Origin of the sequence: Kitasatospora sp. NPDC094028 (assembly GCF_049543595.1) — a bacterium.
GTDB lineage: Bacteria > Actinomycetota > Actinomycetes > Streptomycetales > Streptomycetaceae > Kitasatospora.
This window is the reverse complement of record NZ_JBMVFA010000018.1, coordinates 1-17,179: the sequence shown is the minus strand read 5'-3', so window position 1 is coordinate 17,179 and position 17,179 is coordinate 1. Positions and strand designations below refer to the sequence as shown.

The following is a 17,179-nucleotide window of genomic DNA, read 5'->3' as shown; positions in this document are numbered from 1 at the left end:
GAGCAGTGCTTGCTGCCAAGTTCACTTATGACTCAAGTCGAGTTCTATGAATGTCTCTACGCCCGGGCTGACTCGCTCTTCGAGCTCACCGATTCGACGCTGTGTGCGGACGGGTCGGTGAAGACTTCGGTCGAGCTGCCGCTGGCGGTCGAGCACCGGCGGGGCACGGTGCCCTTTATGCGGCGCTGGATCGGGGCTGGCTGGAGCCGGCGCGGTTGCGTCGCACGTTGGCCGGCCTGCCGCCGCCGAAGGCAGCCGACGGGCGGATCGTGTCGGCCGTGGACGTGAGCAACTGGCTCCGCCCCGATGCCCCGATCAGCGACGATCGGTTGTTCTGCCACGTCTACGGGCGGGGCGACCGCAGCAGTGATCAGCTCGTGCCCGGCTGGCCGTACTCCTTCGTTGCCGCGCTGGAGTCCGGCCGCATCTCTCCTGCGCTCGCCGGCGACGATGGGCCTGAAGCTGACCGGCCGCTCCGTGAAGGCGCGCAAGATCGCCCGCGACGCCAAGGGCCTGCCCATCCGCATGGCGAAGCCCCTGTTCGCGGAGGAGGAGTGGGCCGCCGTCCAGGCGGCGATGGACGAGCGCTCGGTCACGAAGGAGCGCTCGAACGGGGCCTCGCCGTGGTTGGGCGTGGTGCAAGCCCTCGAAGTCCTCGTCGACGAACGCCGCCGCCTCGCCGCCCTCCCCCAACGCCCCTCCGCCTGGGTCGAGGCCGAGACCGGCCAGACCTTCGCCGATGCCTGGGCCCGAGCCGATCAGGAACACCGCCGACAGCTCCTCCTCGGCTTCAAAGCCCGCCTCTACATGACACCCACCACCGATGGCTGGTACCTGCCCGCCGAACTCGAAGCACGAGCACGGCAACTTGAGTGCGCCGGAAGCTCGACGTAGGTCGGGTGATCCGGGGTCGGTGTGGGTGTGAAGCCGACCGACGGCAGGTCCGGGTGATCGGCTGCGACCACCGTGCAATCACCAAGGTGGAACTGGGGTCTGACCTGCGGCCCGCGGTGGGAGCTCGCACCCGGCACACGCCCCACTCGCGTACCAGCGGCGGGTGCAGTGGCGTTGCCCGGGACCTCTCGGGTCAGGGCGCCAGGTCCCGGCGGAGCAGCAGCGGGACCGCTGCGCCGAGACCGGCGGCTCCCACGGCCAGCAGGACGGCGAACGACCCCCAGGTGAGGGTGCCGTGGGCGAGCGCGTCGCCGGGTGTGTAGTAGTGGAACGGGCTCAGGTACCTCAGCGGTGCGGCCGGGTGCCAGGCCATGGCGATGAAGTTGACGGCGAAGCCCACCGCGCCGACGGTGATGGTCGCGCCGATCACCTGAGCCTTGCGCTGTCCGGCGGCCGACACGGCCAGGGCCGGACCGGTCAGGCAGGCCGTGAACGCGAAGCCCATCAGTCCGGCGGCGAACACGCCGCGCAGTGCGACGGCGTGGTGGAGGTCGGGCGAGAGCGCGACGCCGCCCGCCACGGTCAGGACGGCGGCGGTGTTGAGGGCCAGGGACGCGACGAGCACGGCCGCGGCCCGCTCGCCCAGCAGCCGCAGCCGGGACACCGGGCGGACCATCAGGAGTTCGACGGTGCCCGACTCGACGTCGGCCGCGACAGCGGCGGCCGTGAGCGATCCGATGGCCGTCAGCTGCATCGCGATCCAGAACGGGTGCACCAGGCCCGCGCCGAGAAGTCCGGCGTAACTCGCGATGGACACATCGCCCGTCGAACCGGAGAACGCCTTCAACGCGTCCGGTGCGGCATGCCCACTGCCGGCGAACATCTGGACGGGCGGCACCGCCCGGATGACCAGCACCATCAATGCCTCGAACACCACCATGCCCGCAGCGAGCATGGCCAGCATCCGCCGGCGCCGGTGCAGGGCCAGCCAGAACAGGGGGAACCGACCTCTCATGACCGTGCCTCCGCTTCGCCGACCGGCCGGCGGTACAGGTCGAGGAACGCCTCGTCCAGTCCGGCCTCCTCCACCGAGAGATCCACCACTGGCAGCTGCGCCAGGAGTCGGCGCAGCTCCTCCACCAACTCCTCGGGCGGTATGAGCAGCTGGACCTCGGTGCCGTGCCAGCGCGGCGACCACCGCTCGGCGCGCCCCAGGGCACGGGCGCCCCGCCCGTCCGCGAACACCAGCCGCACCCGCCGGGCCCGCTCCTCCCGCAGGGCCGACACCGCCTGGACGGCCACCAGCTTCCCCGCCCGCACGATCGCCACCCGGCCGCAGGACCGCTGGACCTCCGGCAGGACATGGCTGGACAGCAGCACGGTGCGCCCGGCCGCAGCGGCCTCGCCCAGCAAGGCGAAGAACTCCTCCTGCACCAGAGGATCCAGACCCTCGGTGGGCTCGTCCAGCACCACCAGCTCCGGATCGTGCTGGAGCGCCTGCACCAGTCCCAGCTTCTGTTTCATACCGCGCGAGTACTCCCGTACCGGGCGGGCCAGATCGGCGGGCGTCAGAGCGAGGCGCTCGCACAGCTGCGCGCGGTGCGTGGTCGCAGCGCCCTGAAGGTCTCCGAGCAGTCGCAGCGTCTGCGTGCCGGTCAGCTCCGGGTACAGCCGCAACTCGCCCGGCAGGTAGCCCAGGCGCGGGGCGAGTCGGCGATGATCGGCGACCGGGTCGAGCCCCAGCGCCCTGACCCGGCCGCCGCTGGGCCGCAGCAACCCCACCAGGCAGCGGATGGTGGTGGTCTTCCCGGCGCCGTTGGGGCCGAGGAAGCCGAACACCTCGCCCCGCCGGACGGTCAGGTCCAGTCGGTCGACGCCGACCTTGCGGCCGTAGTTCTTGGTCAGTGCGGCCAGCTCGATCGCCGGCCCGTCGTGGTCCATCCGCTACCTCCCATGTCATGCGCGAACACCGCGCCCGCCGCACGGTCGTCCCGGGCCTGGCGCAGCCGTACGCGATGACGGTGACCTACTCGCATGGGTCGGCGGCAGGGTCTGTTGGTCCCGGTTGTGAGGCGATCGGTCCCCTCGTGTCCCCAGGGCGTTGCGAGGAGCGGGTCTGAGGGTCGTCCTGGCGGGCGTGGACCTGACGGTCCTTGGAAGAGGGTGGTGATCTGGTCCGGCACGGCGTTCATGACGGGCAGGGTCGCGCGGATCACGACAGCCGATTCGGTGCAGAGCGTCGGCAACTCCAGGAGGGGAGACGAGTGGAAGGCGTGGCCGTGGCGCAGGACCAGGACTGGTGTAGCAGGCTGGATGCCGCCTTGGTGGACCCGAAGGGCCCTGTGAACGGGGTCGGGGCCGAGTCACGGATGATCACGTGATCATCCGTGACCACGGCCGGGGCCGCCATGCTGGGCGCCGCGCAGGACGGGCCGTCCTGGCTCATGAGGCGGACGTCCTGGACCCACAGACGCGCTCCAGCTGGAGCGTCATCGTCACCGGGATCGCCAGGCTCGTCACCGGGCCCGAGGAGCAGTGGCGCTGCAGTGAGCTGCTGAATCCGTGGACTCGGCGGTGGGATGGAGTCCGTCGTGCGGACCAGCGCGGACTTGGTGACCGGCTACCGCATCGGCTGACCACGGCGACCGGGGACCTTCGGCCTTGAGCGAGTGCACCTCCTGGCCCCAGCGGATGCCTGGCCGAGGCGGTGGGATGAAGGCAGCGCGGTACCGGTGGGCACCGGAATCGCCTTTGTCACCGTCAGAAGGGCAGGATCATCATGAAGGCCGCCGTCGTCCGCGATTTCGCCGCACCGCTGGTCATCGAGGACCGTCCGGTACCTGAGCCGGGCGCGAACCAGGTCCGGGTCCGGATCGAGGCCTCCGGCCTCTGCCACACCGACATTCACGCGGCCCACGGCGACTGGCCGGTCAAGCCCAGCCCGCCGTTCGTCCCCGGGCATGAGGGCGTCGGCATCGTCGAGGCGGCCGGTGACCAGGTCCGCCACGTCCGGGTGGGCGAGCGGGTCGCCATCGCCTGGCTCGCGGACGCCTGCGGGCGCTGCGACCAGTGCGTCTGCGGCTGGGAGACGCTCTGCCTCCAGCAGCACAACAGCGGCTACTCGGTGGACGGCGCCTACGCCGAGTACGCGCTCGCGCACGGCGACTACGTCGTCCCCGTCCCCGACGGCATCGACCCGCTGGACGCGGCGCCGCTGTCCTGCGCGGGCGTCACCACCTACAAGGCGCTCAAGGTCTCCGGTGCCCGCCCCGGCACCCGGGTCCTGATCTCGGGCATCGGCGGCCTCGGCCACCTGGCCCTCCAGTACGCCCGGATCTTCGGCGCCGAGACCATCGCCGTCGACGTCACCGACGACAAACTCGCCCTCGCCCGCGACCTCGGCGCCGACCACGTGATCGACGCCCGCACCCAGGACGTCGCCGCCGAGGTCCAGGCCCTCGGCGGAGCCCACGCGGCCATCGCGCTCGCCGTCAGCAACGCCTCCTTCCAGGCCGCCTACGGCGCCCTGCGGCGCGGCGGCACGCTCGTGCTGGTGGCACTGCCGGCCGGCGGGAGGCTCGAACTGCCGGTCTTCGACACGGTGTTGAACGGTACCAAGGTGATCGGCTCGATCGTCGGCACCCGCGAGGACCTCACCGAAGTCCTCCGCCTCCACGCCCTCGGCCGCACCCGCGTCATCCGCGAGACCCGGCGGCTGGACGAGGTGAACGCCTGCTTCGACGAGGTGCTGGCCGGCAAGGTCTCCGCCCGCCTGGTCTTCGACCTGCGCGGCTGAGCTCCGGGCCGCGCCCACAACCCTGCTAGACAGACTCGAAAGGGAACAACATGGACAGGATGACGGCACAGCGGCGGATCGTGGTGGGTGTCGACGGATCGGCGTCCTCCCGTGCCGCTCTGCGGTGGGCGGCACGGCAGGCCGCCCTGGTCGGCGCCACGGTCGAGGCGGTGATCACCTGGGAGTACCCGGCCGTCTACGGCTGGGATGTGCCCGTGGCCGGCGTGGCCGACGTGGACGTCGCCGCGTACGCCGGAAAGACGCTCGCCGAGGTTGTTGCACAGGAGACGGGCCCCCAGTGCCCGGTGGAGGTGCGCGAACGGGTGGAGTGCGGCAACGCCGCCCAGGTCCTGTTGAAGGTCGCCGACGGTGCCGAACTCCTGATCCTCGGCAACCGCGGCCACGGGGGCTTCGCCGGGGCGCTGCTCGGCTCGGTCAGCCAGCACTGCGTCCAGCACGCCTCCTGCCCGGTCGTCGTCGTCCGGGACACCGGGCACGAGCACGCCGAGCATGCGAACGGGCCGGCCGCCGGCCGGTGACCCGCACCCGCGGCCGACAGGATCTCCAGCCGATGTACCAGTCCCTCGCGCCGTCCGGCCCCGCGGACACGGCGGCCGACCGGCAGGACGAGGCAGTCGGGATGCCCGCTCGCCAGGCCGCCACTCAGGAGGCCGACCACGTGCTGGCCGCATGGGCAGTACCCGCGCCGGGAGCCGTGGACGAGGGCTGTGCCAGGCAGGGCTTCTTCGCGACCGAGGAGGCCTTCGACGAGCTGACCGACGCGCTGAGGCTGGCTCGCGAGAACGGGGTCGCGACTCCGAAGGACGGCGTCGCGAGCCTGGAGGACAGGGGCGCGAGCTGAGCGGCGGCCGAGGGCAAGGACTTGGGACGGGTGTCGTGCGGCGGCCGGCTCACCGTGGTGGCGAGCCAGCGGGTTGCTTCCGTGCCCGTCAAAGGTCGGCCAGGGCCGGGGTCAGGCCTTCTTGACCACGCTGGACTTGAGTTGCATGGCGCCGAAGCCCTCGATGCGGCAGTCGATGTCGTGGCCGTCGACGCCGTCGACCAGGCGGATGTTGCGGACCTTGGTGCCGGCCTTGATGCCGGAGACGCTGCCCTTGACCTTGAGGGCCTTGATGACGGTCACGGTGTCGCCGTCGTTCAGTACGTTGCCGACCGCGTCCTTGATGACCCGCTCGCCGGCGCCGGCCGACGCGGCGGAGTCGCCCTCGGCGGGCACCCATTCGTGGCCGCACTCCGGGCAGACCATGAGGGCGTTCATCTCGTAGGTGTACTCGCTGGAGCACTGTGGGCACGGGGGGAGGTTGTCGCTCATGTGTTCAGGATGTCCAGTCGTGGTGAGGCGTTTTCCGTGGTCAGCGGGCACGGAAGGGCAGGTGCTGGCCAGGCTCATCCGGTACTTCCGATACCGACCGGGTGGGGCTGCCAGGGGCGGGACGCGGTCAGCACGACGGCCCCGGTCGCGCCTGCGGCGGATCACCATGGCGCCTCGGCTCGGGTCAACGGGCTGCTCCTGCGGCGAGGGGGAGATCAGCGGTCTCGGTCTGGCCGTGCAGGTGGTTGCGGGCGTAGGCGATGGCGTCCGGGGTGGTGGCGAACACGTGGCCGTCCGCGCGGAGCCGGTCGAGAATGCCGAGGGCGTCGAGGGGCCGGTGGTGTTCGTCGCGGATGCCGGAGACGAGGACGAGGGTGCCGCGGCGCTGCAGTTTGGTGATGGCGTCGCCGAGGACGGTGGCGCCGCTGGCGTCGACGGCGCTGACCCGGGACATCCGCAGGATCGCGACCTTGACCTGGGCGGATTCGGTGAGTTCCAGCAGGAAGCGGTGGGCGGCGGCGAACAGCAGGGGGCCGTCGATGCGGTAGGCGACGATGTGCTCGGCGAGCAGCGACTGTTCTTCGTCGTGGTGGTCGGCCGGGGGCAGGTCGGCGTGCAGCGGGACCTGCTCGACGCGTGCCGCCCGGGCGACCGCGGCGAGCGCCAGGACGCCGGAGACGAGCAGACCGACCACGACGGCGGTGACCAGGTCGAAGGCGAGGGTGGCGGCGGCGGTGAGCACGAGGACGGTGGCCTCGCCGCGGCCGGTGCGGGCCAGCGCGCGCAGTGAGCCGACCTCGACCATGCGGACGGCGGTGGCGATGAGCACCCCGGCGAGGGCAGCCAGCGGGATGCCGGCCACCAGCGGCGCGGCGGCGAAGACGATCACCGCCAGGACGGCGGCGTGGACGAGGGCGGCGAGCCGGGAGGCGGCGCCGGAGCGGACGTTGACGGCGGTGCGGGCGATCGCGCCGGTCGCGGCGACGCCGCCGAACAGCGGGGCGGTCAGGTTGGCCAGGCCCTGGCCGAAGAGTTCGCGGTTGCTGTCGTGGCGCTCGGAGACGCTCATGGCGTCGGCGGCGGTCGCTGACATCAGCGACTCCAGGGCGGCCAGCGCCGCCACGGCGAGGGCGGAGGGGAGCAGGGCGGGGATGGCGGAGAGGTCCAGGAAGCCCAGTGAGGGCATGGGCAGTCCGGCGGGCAGGTGGCCGATGGTCGCGACCGGCAGGTCGGCTAGCTTGGCGACCAGGGTGGCGGCGACCACGGCGATGAGGGAGAACGGCAGGGACGGCTTCAGCCGCACGCCGACCAGCATCACGGCCGCGACGCCCAGGGCGAGTGCGAGCGCCGCCCAGTGCGGTGCGGCGGCGAAGTCGTGCACGGCCTTGGCCGCGACGACGGCCGGGTTGTCGCCCTCGGGTTTCTTCACCCCGAGCGCGCCGGGCACCTGCTGCGACGCGATGACGCCGGCGATGCCGACCGTGAAGCCCTCGACGACGGGTACGGGGACGTACGCCATCCAGCGCCCCGCCCGTACCAGCGCCAGCGCGACCAGGATGACGCCGGCCAGCAGGCCGACGGTGAGCACGCCGCCGGTGCCGTAGCGGGCGACGATCGGGACCAGGACGACGGTCATGGCGCCGGTCGGCCCGGAGACCTGGAGGTTGGAGCCGCCGAAGACGGCGGCGAGCGCGCCCGCGACGACGGCGGTCGCGAGGCCCGCCTCGGCGCCCGCGCCGGAGGATATGCCGAAGCCGAGGGCCAGCGGCAGGGCGACGATCGCCACCGTGAGGCCGGCGAGCAGGTCCTTGCGCGGGGAGCGGCCCATGGTGGCGAGGATCTGCCGGTTGGGCAGGACGGAACGCACCCGGTCGAGGAGGGCGTGGGCGGCGCTCATGCCCGGAGATCCTTGACCGCGGTGGTGGTCGCGGTCAGTTCGCCGAGGAGCTGGCGCTGGTCGGTGATCATCTCGCCGAGGATGCGGCGGGCTGCCCGCAGCAGCCCGGCGACGTCCGGCGTGCTGAGCGCGTAGACGACGGTGTTGCCGTCCCGGGTGGCGGTGACCAGGTTGGTGCGGCGCAGGACCGCGAGCTGCTGCGAGAGGCTGGACGCCTCGATGTCCAGAGCGGCGAGCAGGTCGCGCACCGGCAGCGGGCCGTCCTGCAACAGTTCCAGCACCCGAATGCGCACCGGGTGGCCCAAGGTGCGGAAGAACTCCGCCTTCGCCTGGTACAGCGGGACGGCCATGATTCAGCTCTCTCCTTGCTCCGCTTCCTCGGCGGTGTCCGGGACGTCGATGCCGTGGTCGGCCGCGATCCGCAGCAGTCCCGCGACGCGCCCGGCATACGCCTGGGCACCGTCGTCGTCCCCGCGCTCGCGGGCTTGGTTCAGGGCCTGGCGGGCCTGGGCCAGCTGCTCGCGCAGCTCCTCGTCGAACACCGCGGTCACGACCACCCTCCCCGGTCGCCGGTACGACACCGGACGCACCTTGTGCCGATCCAACTGCACGCCAGCATGTATGAATATGAAGAATTTTTCAAATCGCTTGTTTCGCATGTGATGGATTCCGATAGTGATGATCTCTTGTGGTCAGTAGCGGTCATCGGGCTGTCGAGACGGTGCGGGATGGCGCTCGGTGCGGTCGGGGATTCCGCGGGCCTGGACCTGCAGCTCGCCGCGGCCGGCACCACCGATGTCGTCCGCGCACATCAGCGGGCGGCGGAAGCCCTCGGGCTGCACGGGGAGGTGCTGGAGGACAGCCTGACCACGCTCACCCACCAGTGCCACCTGGTGCGCCCGCTCACGTCGCCCGGTGGGAAGGACCTGTTCCTCTATCTGGTCCTCGACCGTGCCCGGGCAAGTCTCGCCATGGCCCGCCACCACCTGCGGCGCATCGACGCGGAACTGGTCGTCTGAGGCCGGGCACTCGGCGGGCGCGGCCGGTTCAGTCCCGGGCGGGGCGCTCGGGCTCGGCGCGCAGGCCGTTGAGGAGTTCGGCCTGGTCGCTGATGACGCCGCTGAGGATGGTGCGCGCGACCCGCAGGAGCTCCGCCACCTGGGGATTGGTGAGGCGGTAGTAGACGGTGGAGCCTTCCCGGCGGGTGGCGACCAGGTTGGAACGGCGCAGGACGGCGAGCTGCTGGGACAGGTGCGAGGCCTCGATACCGACCTCGGGCAGCATCTCGGCGACGGCGTACTCGCGCTCGCTCAGCAGTTCCAGGACGCGGATCCGCGCGGGATGCCCCAGCGTCTTGAAGAACTCCGCCTTCAACTGGTACAGCGGCGCGCCCATCACGCGAGGCGGGGTGGGCGTTCCGGCGTTCACGTCGTCACCGTCTCTATCGGGCACAGCATTCTTTCCAGGGTTGACTTTAGCAACCGGATGATCGACTCGGCTGTTCGGGCCGGTCAGGACGCCGCGAGGGCGGCGACGGCCGTATCGAGGTCCGGGAACACCCGGATCACGGACAGGGCGGCGGCTGTCGCCAGGGCATGGGCGCCGCGTTCCCCGAGGCCGCACACCGCCAGCGGGCCGCGGTCGGCCGACAGGCGGCCGGTGGCGTCGAGGATCGCGTCCTCGCCCGAGCGGTTCCAGCCGGTCAGCGCCGTCATGTCGACCACCAGCGGACCGGAGCGACGGGCGACGGCCCAGTCGAACGCCCCCTGGAAACGGTGCGTCGCGTCCTGACCGAGGAAACCGGTCAGCGTTATCACGCCCACGTCGCGCTGCGTCGCGAACTCCCACTGCATGCTCACCGCCGCCCCCAGGCACAACTCCAGGGGCGGCGGCGAGCGGGCATGCACCCCTCGCGACCAGCGGGGACGGCTCGGAGAGAAGAGCGCCCGCAGCACCCGCACGGGCCGCGCCCACCCGGCACAAGGCGACACACCACCACTGCCCGTACCGGATACGGAGCGGACGGCGCCGTGCGGCACTGCGGTGAGATACGCATTCCTCCTCCTGACCGTGCATGCAATTGACAATGTTAGCAACTGCTAAGGTCGTCATGCGACAGCCCACCGGAAGCGTGCTGCCGCCGGGAGGCCGCCCTGGAACCGACGCCGGGGCGGCCCCGCCGGTCGCGAGGAAGCGCGCTCTCCCACGTCCCGCCGAGGCACACCGCGAGGTCATCGATGGACGACGCCGTCACCGGCCGCCGGGCGGCGGCCGAGTGGCCCGGGGCCCAGCCGGGCAGCGCCTGCCGTACCAGGCCGTGGGCCAGCACGGCGGCCAGCAGGGGAGCACTCCAGTGCACGCGCAGCGGTGCACCCGCGAGGTGGCCGACGGGCAGGGATCCGGTCGCCGGGGAGCCTCCACCGAAAAGACCGGGACGGTGATGCCCGCCGCCTCGGCGGCCGGTCCGCGTCATCGTGGACCCCGCCGGGACCGCGTTTCCGTACTTGCCCTGCCCCGCTCGTGGCGAGGCCTCGTCGGCCGTTCGGTATCCCTCGTCTCAGCCCCTGCCTCTGCTACGCCGTCGTCGGTGTCACCAAGGAACACGACGGCCGCACCTCGGGGGAGAGACCGTAGGTCCCGATTCCGGCGGACCAACGGGCACATCTGCCACCAGCGCACGGGACCTTCCGGCGAGGACCCGTTTCAGCGGGGCTTCTGCCCACGGGCCGGGTGCGGTTGCGGTCCGGTGGCCGGCCGTGTGTGCCGACCTGGCGGTCCCGCCAGGTCGGAGGCGGTTCCTGCCTCGGCCGGCGGCGGTGGGCTTCTGCGACAATCGACCGGCCGGTAACAAAGACGGACGGAGGGAGGCCTGCGTGGGCCGGGACGGAGTGCGGTCGCGGATGCCGCAGCTGCGACTGGATGAGCTGTTGGAGGAACTCCAGGCGCGGATCGACGCGGCCCGGGGTACCCGGGACCGGGTGCACAGCCTCCTGGAGGCCGTGCTGTCGGTGGGCCGGGAGCTGGACCTCACCCAGGTGCTGCGGCGGATCGTGGAGGCGGCCGCCGTGCTGGTGGACGCGCGGTACGCGGCGCTGGGGGTGATCGGGCCGGACGGCGAGACGCTGTCGGAGTTCCTGACCGTGGGGCTGTCGGAGGAGGAGATCGCGAAGATCGGCCCGTACCCGACGGGTCAGGGCATTCTCGGCGAGCTGATCCGCAATCCCGAGGCGCTTCGGTTGACGGACCTGTCGGACCATCCGGCCTCGCACGGCTGCCCGGTGCACCACCCGGTGATGCGGACCTTCCTGGGCGTGCCGGTGCGGGTGCGCGAGGAGGTGTTCGGCAACCTCTACCTGACCGACAAGCGGGGCGGTGAGGAGTTCGACGCCGACGACGAGTCGGTGCTCTCGACCCTGGCGGTCGCTGCGGGGGTGGCGATCGACAACGCCCGCCTGTACGAGGAGGCCCAGCGCCAGCATCGCTGGCTGAGCGCGAGCGCGGAGATCACCCGGAGCCTGCTGTCGGGCAGTTCCCGCTCCGAGGTGATGGAGCTGATCGCGCGCCGGGCGCGGGAGATCACCGGCGCCGCGCTGGCGGACGTGTCGATTCCCGTCCCCGGTACCGACACGGTCCGGGTGGAGCTGGCCCTCGGTGGTGACGCGGCTGCCAGGCAGGGCCTGGTGGTGCCACTGGACGGGACCCTGTCGGGGGAGGCGTGCGCGCAGGGCTCGCCCGCGACCACGGTCGACCTTTCCGGTGATCCGCGGCTGTCCGGCGGCCCTCGGAGGTTCGAGGGGCTCGGCCCGGCGGTGGCGGTCCCCCTGGGGCGGGCCGAGGGGCCGGTCGAGGGCGTGCTGCTGCTGGCCAGGGAGGCCGGTGAGCCGGCGTTCACCGAGCGGGAGACCGGCCCGCTGCTGGGCTTCGCCGACCAGGCGGCACTGGCCCTGGAGGTGGCGGAGCGGCGCCGCGACGCCGAGCAGCTGGCGATGCTGGAGGACCGGGACCGGATCGCCCGGGACCTGCACGACCTGGCCATCCAGCGGCTGTTCGCGACCGGGATGACGTTGCAGAGCGCGGCCCGGTTCATCGAGCACCCGGGTGCGTCGGACCGGGTGCTGCGTGCGGTCGCCGACCTGGACGAGACCATCAAGATCATCCGGTCGACGATCTTCGGGCTCCGAGCGCGCGAGGATCATGCCGGGCAGGGATTGCGGGCCAGGGCCATGCGGGCCGTCGAGCAGGCGCAGGCTGTCCTGGGCTTCCCGCCCAGGCTGAGCATGGAGGGCTTGCTCGACACCGATGTCCCCGCGGAGGTCGCGGAACACGTCGTGGCCGTGCTCGGGGAGGCGCTGAGCAACGCGGCCCGGCACGCGAAGGCGAACCGTGTGGAGGTGCTGCTGCACGCCACCGGGCAGCAGGTCGTGCTGACGGTGCAGGACAACGGTGTCGGTGTCCCCGAGCAGGGGCGGCGCAGCGGCCTGCGCAATCTCGCCGAGCGGGCGGAGGGCCTCGGGGGCGCGTTCGAGGTGATCGTCCCGGCTGAGGGCGGGACCCGGCTGACCTGGTCGGCTCCGCTGGTGTGAGAAGTCGGGCGCCGATGTTCGCGGGGCTCGTCACGTCTCGTAGACCGGTGAGCCGGGCAGGGAGCGCCCGGTCACCAGTTCCGGGCGGATCCGGATGGTCACGTGACCGGCCGTCCTCGCGGGGGCGGGCACGACGGCAGGATTGGTGCGGCCCTCCTCGATGTCGGAGGTGACGTCCGCCCGCCCGAGGACGGTGACGCTCCAGCCGCTGCCGTCGGCTTCGTCGAGTTCGCTCGCCTCGAAGGCGACGATCGCGTCGGCGACGGCTCGGGTGATCTCGGAGTCGGTGGGGGCGTGGAGCAGGACGCTGCCGTCCGCCGCGATCCGGTAACGGACCGGCATGACGGCCGGCAGCGCACCAACGGTGTAGACCAATCGGCCGACGGCTGTTCCGCTGAGAAGTCTCAGGCACTGCGGCTCGTCCAGTGGTGTGAATTCGGCGGTCATGGCATCCATGCTCGGTGGGGGGCATGTCCTTCCGCGAGGGGCTGATGGTCCCCCGGGAGGCCTCCGGGTGGCCCCGTGTACCGGGTGCTTTCGGCCCGGGCGCGAGTGCCGCTCAGACGGTCCTGCGGGCCGCCGGGTGGTCCTGGCCCGTCAGTACCTGGGTGGCGATGATCGCGGCCTGGACGCGGCGCTCCACACCGAGCTTGGCGAGCAGGCGGGAGATGTGGTTCTTGACGGTCTTCTCGGCGAGGTAGAGCCGCTGGCCGATCTGCCGGTTGGTCAGGCCCTCGCCGACCAGGGCGAGGATCTCGCGTTCGCGCTCGGTGAGGTGCGGGCCGTCGGACGCCTGCTGGGTGGTGGCCTCGCCACGCAGTCTGGCCATCAGCCGGGTGGCGGCGCCGGGGTCGAGCATGGACTGGCCGGAGGCGACCGTGCGGACCGCGGAGACGAGGTCGGTGCCGCTGATCTGCTTGAGGACGTACCCGGCGGCACCGGCCATGATGGAGTCGAGCAGGGCCTCCTCGTCGTCGAAGGAGGTGAGGATCAGGCAGGCCAGTTCCGGCATCCGGGACCGCAGTTCGCGGCAGACCGTCACGCCGTCGCCGTCGGGCAGTCGCATGTCCAGGACCGCGACGTCCGGGCGCAGCGCCGGAACGCGGGTGAGCGCCTGCGCCACCGTGGAGGCCTCGCCGACCACCGTGAAGCCGGGCTCCGCGTCCAGGAGGTCGTGCACGCCCCGCCGGACCACCTCGTGGTCGTCGAGGAGGAACACCTTCACCGGGCTGCCCGCGTCGGCCGCCGTGTCGTCCGCCATCACCGCTCCGTGCTCAGCCTGCCCCAGCGGCAGGTCGTACAGATCTCATCGCAGTCTGCCGGATGCCGGGCGGGGCCGATAGGGCCGGAGGGCCCTCATCGCGAGGGGTGTCCGGACACCGTGTGTGCGGGTCGGCCGTCAGGCCACCGCGGCCAGCGCGGCGGCGGGCTCCGGTACCGGCTGATCCGTCGGGGGTACGGGCATGCGGCGCGGGGTGGGAAAGCCTACAGGGCCGTACCCGGCACGCAGCAGCATCTGGGGTGCGCCGCGATGTGGGAGCGACCGGGCCAGCCGGCTGCGCAGGTCGGGCCACTCCAGGGGCTGGTGGAGCATCGACGCGCGCAGCCCGTGGAGGGTGAGGATCAGCAGAGCGTGCTGCAGGGCCTGACCCGCGCGCAGCCAGTCGACGGGGTGGTCGCTCCGGGTGACGAGCATGAGGAGACGCGGGTCGGGTTCGTACTCGGCCTTCGGCCGGCCTGCCGTGCGTTGCGGTGTGAAGTTCCGCATCGGCAACAGCCCGTCGGAGTCCAGGGCGCCCAGGGCACGGGGCGGCACACCGGTGTCGTCGCCGGGCCCCGCGATCCAGTTCAGGCCCTCGGCCAGGCGCTCCGGGGCCAGGCCGTTGCGCTGTTCCGCCTCCGCTGTGAGTTCGAGCAGGTGGACCCGGGAGGTGTGCTCCGGCGGCCACAGCGTCGCACCGTCCTGGTGTGCGGCCTCGGTGGCCTCGGCGAGGACGGCGGAGGGCACGGGCTCGGGGGTGAACGGGAAGCGGCTGCTGCGGCGCTGCCGGACGGCTCGGTACAGGTCCGGCCTACGGGTCAGGGCCGCCCGGGGCCGACCGGCGAGACGGACGACGGCCAGCAGGTCGGGGACACTCGGGTCGGGCAGCAGCCGAACCACCGGTTCCCGGCTCAGATGGACCGCGGCGACCCGGAGGTTGAACAGGGCGGCGCCGACCGAGAGGTGCAACGCCCGGCCCTGGGGGTCGGTGCGCGGCAGCCTCCGCAACGGGTGTGAGAACACCTCGACGGTGTTCGCCTGCGCGTCGGTGCGGAACAGCCAGGGTTGCGTGTTGTGGATGGACGGGGCGGCGCACGCGGCGGCGATGAGAATCCCGTGGACGGGATCGTTGACATCGCGGCTGCCGGCGGACTGTGCGGACATCGGGGTCGTCTCCTTCCGAGTGGCCGGTGCGGTCAGCCCGCCCGGTTGTCGCGTGAGGCGCGGCCGCTCCACACGGGCTCCAGCAGGGCCCAGGAGTGCTGCCATGCCCGGTCGGCCCGGCGGTCCAGGACGTCCAGACGGATGCCGAGACCGGTGACGACGAGGACTCCGAGGCCTCCGAGGAGGAACAGCCCGAGGCAGGCCGCCTTGGCGGCGATGGCGGCCGATCCGAGCGGGGACGCCACGGAACGGCCGGCATCGTCGACCCATATGCCGATGGTCGAACCGGGGGCCGTACCGCCCGGCACCGGGACGCTGCCCGTGGTGCGCTGCCCGGTGGGGTAGACCCAGACGGCGTCGGCCTCGTACCGCCGCCTGCCGGCGCCGGTGTCGGCCTCCCGCTGCACCGGAGTCAGCACGACCGCCTGGACCTGGTGCAGGCGGGCGGCCGTCACCGAGGCCTGGTGCCGGACAACGGCGAAGTCGGCCGCCGCCGCGCCCGCGCTGCCGAGCACGGCAAGTCCGATGCCGAGCACGGCTAGGACCAGGGCCCGGCTGCGTGAGCGGTCGATTGCGCGACCCAACGGATTCCGGCCCTTCCCGAGAGCCTGCCGCAGGTGGTGGCGGAGGAGCGGCACCGGGCCGGCTTGCTCGGGCGCGGTGTTCATTTCCGGTCCTCCTTCGTGGACGGTCTGGCAGATGGTGGCAACCGGCACGGGCCGGTCTTCAGGGGTGGGGGACGACCGCCACCGGGGCGGTGGAGTGGTGGAGTACGGCGTGTGCGACGGGTCCGAGCAGCATGCCGATGTGGTGACGGCGCTCGCGTCGACCGATGACGACCAACTCGGCACCGGCGGAGGCGTCCAGGACGGCCTTCGCCCCGCCGCCGAGCCGGACGTCCCCGACGACGGCCACGCCCGGATAGTTCGCCAACTGACGGGTGAGGTGCTGTGACAGCAGGGCCGCCTTCGTACCCTCCTGGCCAGGGATGTCCACCGGAGGCGGCATCATGCCTCCGAAGGCCCAGGCCGGGGCCGGGTCCCAGCCGTGGACGGCGCACAGCCCGGCGCCGCGGCGCTCCGCCTCCGCGAAGGCGAATTCGAGGACTGCTTCGCTCGGTTCACCGGAGTCGATGCCGACCACGACGTCGCCGACGGCGGCGGTGCTCGCGCGAGGGAGGGGCCCTGCCTCGCGGACGAGGACCGTCGGGACCGTCGCGCGGGCGGCGACCGCGAGGGAGACCGATCCGACGAGCAGGCCGGCGAATCCCCCGAGACCCCGGGAGCCGAGCACCAGCATCTCCTGTCCCCGTGCTTCGGCGACCAGTTCGTCGACCGGGTCGTCGGGCCTGACGGCGGTCTCCACCGACAGTTCCGGGTGGGCGAGGCGGATTCGGTCGGCGACGCGGGCGAGGGCGTCGAGCGCGGCGGGCCTGAGGTCGCCGGGCTCGGCCCGGTCCGCGTTCTCGCCGTTCAGCCAGGGCCAGACGTGCAGGAGGCGCAGGGCCGCTCCGAGCCGCTGGGCCTCCGCCGCCGCCCACAGGGCGGCGGTCTCGCTCTGCGGTGAGCCGTCGAGGCCGGCCAGGACGTGTCGCGTCGTCACGGATGCTCCTTCGGGGTCGGGCTGAGGGCCGGGCTCGACCGTGGCCCGGCGAGCACCAATCTCCCGCGGGGCCTCGCGGGACCCCAGGGTCGGACGGAACCCGTCGGTGGGCCGGTGGTCCCGAGGGGGCGGATCCGGCAATGCGTCATGCGCCGTGCGCCGTTGGGCGGTCCGGTGCTGTCGGGACTATCGGACAGGGAAGACAGGGACCGCCGGTGCGGGAAGCGGGACCGTTGGCCCATGGGGCCGGCCGCTCGCGGATTCGAGGATCTTCTCAGCGGGCCACGGCGGAGACCGGGCCCGTCAGCGTGATTGAGCACCTGGCAAAGGAGCCCCTGATGTCCGTACACGACAGCGGAAGACCACCGGTGAGCACGTCGGGGGACGGCCCACAAGGGCGTAATACCTCCTTCGGGCTGCCCGCGGCGACGGCGCTGGTGGTGGGCAGCATCATCGGTACCGGCGTGTTCGCGCTGCCGTCGGCGCTCGCGCCGTACGGGCCGATCGCGCTGGTGGCGTTCGTGCTGGTGACAGTCGGGGCGCTGGCGCTGGCGGTGACCTTCGGGCGGCTGTCGGAGCGGGTGCCGGGCAGCGGTGGCCCGTACGTCTACGCCCGGGAGGCGTTCGGCGAGTTCGCCGGGTTTCTCAC

At 72.4% G+C, this 17,179-nt stretch carries 21 protein-coding genes and 1 pseudogene; 9 read left to right on the top strand and 13 right to left on the bottom strand.

What is annotated here, in order from left to right:
• Window positions 1-27 precede the first annotated feature (27 nt).
• Window positions 28-431: pseudogene (locus ACPC54_RS24975) on the top strand (transposase); the annotation flags it as partial.
• A 19-nt stretch (window positions 432-450) separates the two neighbouring features.
• Window positions 451-894, top strand: a complete 444-nt coding sequence (locus tag ACPC54_RS24970) for a hypothetical protein (RefSeq protein WP_498967987.1) — start codon at window positions 451-453, stop codon at window positions 892-894.
• Window positions 895-1,087: 193 nt separating this feature from the next.
• Here the strand turns inward: ACPC54_RS24970 and ACPC54_RS24965 are convergent, their stop codons facing one another.
• Both ACPC54_RS24965 and ACPC54_RS24960 read right to left on the bottom strand, forming a co-directional pair.
• On the bottom strand, window positions 1,088-1,909 hold the full coding sequence (locus tag ACPC54_RS24965; protein ID WP_498967822.1) for an ABC-2 transporter permease: 822 nt from the start codon (window positions 1,907-1,909) through the stop codon (window positions 1,088-1,090).
• Window positions 1,906-2,835: an ABC transporter ATP-binding protein gene (locus ACPC54_RS24960; protein ID WP_498967821.1), complete on the bottom strand. Its 930-nt coding sequence runs from the start codon at window positions 2,833-2,835 to the stop codon at window positions 1,906-1,908. The genes ACPC54_RS24965 and ACPC54_RS24960 overlap by 4 nt, the downstream gene beginning before the upstream one ends.
• Window positions 2,836-3,271: 436 nt before the next feature.
• On the opposite strand from ACPC54_RS24960, the gene ACPC54_RS24955 reads away from it, so the two are divergent.
• The 4 genes from ACPC54_RS24955 (at window position 3,272) to ACPC54_RS24940 (ending at window position 5,552) form a co-directional block, all read left to right on the top strand.
• Window positions 3,272-3,559: a pyridoxamine 5'-phosphate oxidase family protein gene (locus tag ACPC54_RS24955; protein WP_498967820.1), complete on the top strand. Its 288-nt coding sequence runs from the start codon at window positions 3,272-3,274 to the stop codon at window positions 3,557-3,559.
• A gap of 114 nt (window positions 3,560-3,673) precedes the next feature.
• Window positions 3,674-4,690: an alcohol dehydrogenase AdhP gene (gene adhP / locus ACPC54_RS24950; RefSeq protein ID WP_498967818.1), complete on the top strand. Its 1,017-nt coding sequence runs from the start codon at window positions 3,674-3,676 to the stop codon at window positions 4,688-4,690.
• Window positions 4,691-4,749: 59 nt separating this feature from the next.
• Window positions 4,750-5,229: a universal stress protein gene (locus tag ACPC54_RS24945; RefSeq protein ID WP_498967817.1), complete on the top strand. Its 480-nt coding sequence runs from the start codon at window positions 4,750-4,752 to the stop codon at window positions 5,227-5,229.
• A 32-nt stretch (window positions 5,230-5,261) separates the two neighbouring features.
• Window positions 5,262-5,552 (top strand): hypothetical protein, encoded by a 291-nt coding sequence (locus tag ACPC54_RS24940; protein ID WP_498967816.1) that lies wholly within the window; start codon window positions 5,262-5,264, stop codon window positions 5,550-5,552.
• Window positions 5,553-5,663: 111 nt separating this feature from the next.
• Here the strand turns inward: ACPC54_RS24940 and ACPC54_RS24935 are convergent, their stop codons facing one another.
• The 4 genes from ACPC54_RS24935 to ACPC54_RS24920 form a co-directional block, all read right to left on the bottom strand.
• Window positions 5,664-6,023, bottom strand: a complete 360-nt coding sequence (locus ACPC54_RS24935) for a zinc ribbon domain-containing protein YjdM (RefSeq protein WP_498967815.1) — start codon at window positions 6,021-6,023, stop codon at window positions 5,664-5,666.
• Window positions 6,024-6,207: 184 nt separating this feature from the next.
• The gene (locus ACPC54_RS24930; RefSeq protein ID WP_498967813.1) at window positions 6,208-7,920 is read right to left on the bottom strand and encodes a SulP family inorganic anion transporter; all 1,713 of its coding nucleotides are present in this window, start codon (window positions 7,918-7,920) and stop codon (window positions 6,208-6,210) included.
• Window positions 7,917-8,270, bottom strand: coding sequence for an ArsR/SmtB family transcription factor (locus ACPC54_RS24925; protein ID WP_498967811.1), 354 nt, complete (start codon window positions 8,268-8,270; stop codon window positions 7,917-7,919). Before ACPC54_RS24925 ends, ACPC54_RS24930 begins: the two co-directional genes overlap by 4 nt.
• A 3-nt stretch (window positions 8,271-8,273) precedes the next feature.
• Window positions 8,274-8,471, bottom strand: a complete 198-nt coding sequence (locus ACPC54_RS24920) for a hypothetical protein (RefSeq protein ID WP_498967810.1) — start codon at window positions 8,469-8,471, stop codon at window positions 8,274-8,276.
• A gap of 42 nt (window positions 8,472-8,513) precedes the next feature.
• Between ACPC54_RS24920 and ACPC54_RS24915 the strand changes: the two genes are divergently transcribed.
• On the top strand, window positions 8,514-8,939 hold the full coding sequence (locus ACPC54_RS24915) for a hypothetical protein (RefSeq protein WP_498967809.1): 426 nt from the start codon (window positions 8,514-8,516) through the stop codon (window positions 8,937-8,939).
• A 28-nt stretch (window positions 8,940-8,967) separates the two neighbouring features.
• Here ACPC54_RS24915 and ACPC54_RS24910 read toward each other — a convergent pair whose 3' ends face one another.
• Both ACPC54_RS24910 and ACPC54_RS24905 read right to left on the bottom strand, forming a co-directional pair.
• Entirely contained in the window at window positions 8,968-9,315 is a 348-nt protein-coding gene (locus ACPC54_RS24910) for an ArsR/SmtB family transcription factor (RefSeq protein WP_498967979.1), read from the bottom strand.
• Between the two features lie 116 nt (window positions 9,316-9,431).
• Entirely contained in the window at window positions 9,432-9,773 is a 342-nt protein-coding gene (locus ACPC54_RS24905; protein WP_498967977.1) for an STAS domain-containing protein, read from the bottom strand.
• Between the two features lie 1,047 nt (window positions 9,774-10,820).
• Here ACPC54_RS24905 and ACPC54_RS24900 point away from each other — a divergent pair.
• Complete coding sequence (locus tag ACPC54_RS24900; RefSeq protein WP_498967808.1) at window positions 10,821-12,503, top strand: sensor histidine kinase; 1,683 nt, start codon at window positions 10,821-10,823, stop codon at window positions 12,501-12,503.
• A 30-nt stretch (window positions 12,504-12,533) separates the two neighbouring features.
• Here the strand turns inward: ACPC54_RS24900 and ACPC54_RS24895 are convergent, their stop codons facing one another.
• From ACPC54_RS24895 to ACPC54_RS24875, 5 genes are all read right to left on the bottom strand, one after another.
• Window positions 12,534-12,950 carry a pyridoxamine 5'-phosphate oxidase family protein gene (locus ACPC54_RS24895; protein WP_498967807.1) on the bottom strand — a complete coding sequence of 139 codons (417 nt, stop codon included), beginning with the start codon at window positions 12,948-12,950 and terminating at the stop codon, window positions 12,534-12,536.
• Between the two features lie 112 nt (window positions 12,951-13,062).
• Window positions 13,063-13,764: a response regulator gene (locus tag ACPC54_RS24890; protein ID WP_498967805.1), complete on the bottom strand. Its 702-nt coding sequence runs from the start codon at window positions 13,762-13,764 to the stop codon at window positions 13,063-13,065.
• 138 nt (window positions 13,765-13,902) lie between these two features.
• Window positions 13,903-14,928 carry an Acg family FMN-binding oxidoreductase gene (locus ACPC54_RS24885; RefSeq protein ID WP_498967804.1) on the bottom strand — a complete coding sequence of 342 codons (1,026 nt, stop codon included), beginning with the start codon at window positions 14,926-14,928 and terminating at the stop codon, window positions 13,903-13,905.
• 32 nt (window positions 14,929-14,960) lie between these two features.
• Entirely contained in the window at window positions 14,961-15,596 is a 636-nt protein-coding gene (locus ACPC54_RS24880) for an Rv1733c family protein (protein ID WP_498967802.1), read from the bottom strand.
• A 58-nt stretch (window positions 15,597-15,654) separates the two neighbouring features.
• Window positions 15,655-16,530: a universal stress protein gene (locus ACPC54_RS24875; protein ID WP_498967801.1), complete on the bottom strand. Its 876-nt coding sequence runs from the start codon at window positions 16,528-16,530 to the stop codon at window positions 15,655-15,657.
• A gap of 338 nt (window positions 16,531-16,868) precedes the next feature.
• On the opposite strand from ACPC54_RS24875, the gene ACPC54_RS24870 reads away from it, so the two are divergent.
• On the top strand, window positions 16,869-17,179 hold a 311-nt coding region (locus ACPC54_RS24870; RefSeq protein ID WP_498967799.1), incomplete at its 3' end, for an amino acid permease.

Excerpts from the sequence above, each read along its gene's own strand:
- ACPC54_RS24925 (WP_498967811.1), bottom strand. The coding sequence starts at position 8,270 with ATGGCCGTCCCGCTGTACCAGGCGAAGGCGGAGTTCTTCCGCACCTTG.
- ACPC54_RS24905 (WP_498967977.1), bottom strand. The coding sequence starts at position 9,773 with ATGCAGTGGGAGTTCGCGACGCAGCGCGACGTGGGCGTGATAACGCTG.
- ACPC54_RS24885 (WP_498967804.1), bottom strand. The coding sequence starts at position 14,928 with ATGTCCGCACAGTCCGCCGGCAGCCGCGATGTCAACGATCCCGTCCAC.
- ACPC54_RS24910 (WP_498967979.1), bottom strand. The coding sequence starts at position 9,315 with ATGGGCGCGCCGCTGTACCAGTTGAAGGCGGAGTTCTTCAAGACGCTG.
- ACPC54_RS24945 (WP_498967817.1), top strand. The coding sequence starts at position 4,750 with ATGACGGCACAGCGGCGGATCGTGGTGGGTGTCGACGGATCGGCGTCC.
- ACPC54_RS24930 (WP_498967813.1), bottom strand. The coding sequence starts at position 7,920 with ATGAGCGCCGCCCACGCCCTCCTCGACCGGGTGCGTTCCGTCCTGCCC.
- ACPC54_RS24970 (WP_498967987.1), top strand. The coding sequence starts at position 451 with ATGGGCCTGAAGCTGACCGGCCGCTCCGTGAAGGCGCGCAAGATCGCC.
- ACPC54_RS24890 (WP_498967805.1), bottom strand. The coding sequence starts at position 13,764 with ATGGCGGACGACACGGCGGCCGACGCGGGCAGCCCGGTGAAGGTGTTC.
- ACPC54_RS24900 (WP_498967808.1), top strand. The coding sequence starts at position 10,821 with ATGCCGCAGCTGCGACTGGATGAGCTGTTGGAGGAACTCCAGGCGCGG.
- ACPC54_RS24960 (WP_498967821.1), bottom strand. The coding sequence starts at position 2,835 with ATGGACCACGACGGGCCGGCGATCGAGCTGGCCGCACTGACCAAGAAC.
- ACPC54_RS24895 (WP_498967807.1), bottom strand. The coding sequence starts at position 12,950 with ATGACCGCCGAATTCACACCACTGGACGAGCCGCAGTGCCTGAGACTT.
- ACPC54_RS24965 (WP_498967822.1), bottom strand. The coding sequence starts at position 1,909 with ATGAGAGGTCGGTTCCCCCTGTTCTGGCTGGCCCTGCACCGGCGCCGG.
- ACPC54_RS24880 (WP_498967802.1), bottom strand. The coding sequence starts at position 15,596 with ATGAACACCGCGCCCGAGCAAGCCGGCCCGGTGCCGCTCCTCCGCCAC.
- ACPC54_RS24935 (WP_498967815.1), bottom strand. The coding sequence starts at position 6,023 with ATGAGCGACAACCTCCCCCCGTGCCCACAGTGCTCCAGCGAGTACACC.
- adhP (WP_498967818.1), top strand. The coding sequence starts at position 3,674 with ATGAAGGCCGCCGTCGTCCGCGATTTCGCCGCACCGCTGGTCATCGAG.
- ACPC54_RS24940 (WP_498967816.1), top strand. The coding sequence starts at position 5,262 with ATGTACCAGTCCCTCGCGCCGTCCGGCCCCGCGGACACGGCGGCCGAC.